Raw genomic sequence first — 1,621 nt, 5'->3', positions numbered from 1 at the left:
CCGGCCGCCGGGAGCACCACGGCGACCGTCACCCCGAGCAGGGCCGCGTCGGCCCAGTCCACCGCGTTCAGGCTGCCCGCGAGGTAACCGGCCAACTGGGAGGCGTGGTCGCGCAGACCAACGCTCACGACGTACTGCGTGACCGCGGCGGCCATCGCGGCCACCCCGATCCCCGCGATAATGATGCGCGCCGGGGAGGTAAAGCCGCGGCCGGTGGCGAGCACGACGAGGCCGATCGCGAGGGCCGCGCCGAGCAGCGCGCCAATCGGCGTTGGCACGACCCCGGGCCAGAGCAGCGCACAGACGGCGACCCCGGCCCCGGCGCCCGCCCCCAGGCCGATCACGTCCGGGCTGCCCAGGGGGTTTCGGGTCACGGTCTGAAACAGGGTTCCCGCGAGACCGAGCGCGGCCCCCACGCCAATCGCGGTCACGAGCCGCGGGCCGCGGAGGCGCTCCAGCACGAAGCCGGTCTTGCCGGTCGCGTCCCCGCTGAGCGCCGCGAGGAGCTCCGCCGGGGCGACGCCGAGCCGCCCCAGGGTCAGGGTGGCCCAGCCAACGCCGAGCACGAGCACCGCAACGACCAGCCCCACCGCGAGGGAGCGCGGATTGACGGGCACCGCGAGCACGGAGCCGATCCGGATGCGTCGGCCCCGGTCCCGGGCGGTTCGCGGGCGTCCCGCGTGCGCCGTCCTCATCGACTGACCCAGCCGCGCCGAACGGCGAACAGCAGCACGGGTGCGCCCACGAAGGCCGTGACGACGCCGACCATGAGCTCCTCCGGACGAGCGATGACGCGGCCCACCGTGTCCGCGGCGATGAGCAGGGTCGCCCCCGCGAGCAGCGCGACCGGGATCTGCCAGCGGTGGTCGCTGCCGACGAGCGCACGCACGAGGTGCGGCACGGCGAGCCCGACGAAGGCGACCGGGCCCACCGCGGCGGTGGCCGCGGCGCTGAGCAGGGCCGCCGCGAGAATCCCCCCGCCGCGGACGAGGGGAACCCGCACGCCGAGGGCCGTCGCAACATCGTCGCCGAGGGCGAGCGCGTTCAGCCCGGAGGCGAGCACGATGGCGAGCACGAGCCCGGCGAGGAGCACGGGGGCGACCGCGGCGGCGGTGTCCAGGCCGCGCCCGGACAGGGAACCGATCACCCAGTGCCGGTAGGAGTCGAAGACCTCGGGGCGGGTGAGGGTGAGGCCCTGGATCCAGGCCCCGAGCACCGCGCTCACGACCGCGCCCGTGAGGATCAGCGGCACCACGCTGCCGCCAGCGCCCCGGCCGCCGATCGCATAGACAAGCAGGACGACCCCGAGCGCACCGGGCAGCGCCACCCAGACCGTGGCCGAGCCCCCGGAGAACCCCAGAAAGGCCGTGGCCCCGGCAACCGCCGCGGAGGCCCCAATGGTGACGCCGAGCAGGCCGGGGTCGCCGAGGGGGTTGCGGGTGATGCCCTGAATGAGCACCCCGGCGAGCGCGAGCGCCGCCCCGACCAGGGCCCCGAGCACCGTGCGCGGGATCCGGCTGTCGATCACGGTGCGCAGGTACTCGTCGCCCCCGCCGCCGAGCGCGGCAAGGACCTGGCTGATCCCGGTTGCTTTGCTCCCGGCGACCAGGCTGATCGCGGC

Annotated in this window: 2 protein-coding genes; both read right to left on the bottom strand. The window is 75.6% G+C overall.

Annotation, left to right across the window (positions count from 1 at the left end; all coding sequences use genetic code 11):
* The coding region (locus OOT08_RS10015; protein ID WP_325092510.1) for an iron chelate uptake ABC transporter family permease subunit at window positions 1-695 on the bottom strand (695 nt) is incomplete at its 3' end.
* Window positions 692-1,621, bottom strand: a 930-nt coding sequence (locus OOT08_RS10010; RefSeq protein ID WP_325092509.1) for a FecCD family ABC transporter permease, incomplete at its 5' end; no start/stop codon positions are given. The genes OOT08_RS10010 and OOT08_RS10015, both read right to left, overlap by 4 nt.

Origin of the sequence: Leucobacter sp. M11 (assembly GCF_035726885.1) — a bacterium.
In the GTDB taxonomy this organism is placed as follows: Bacteria; Actinomycetota; Actinomycetes; order Actinomycetales; family Microbacteriaceae; genus JAPFRB01.
The sequence above is the reverse complement of the archived record's forward strand: the minus strand, read 5'-3'. Positions and strand labels throughout refer to the sequence as shown.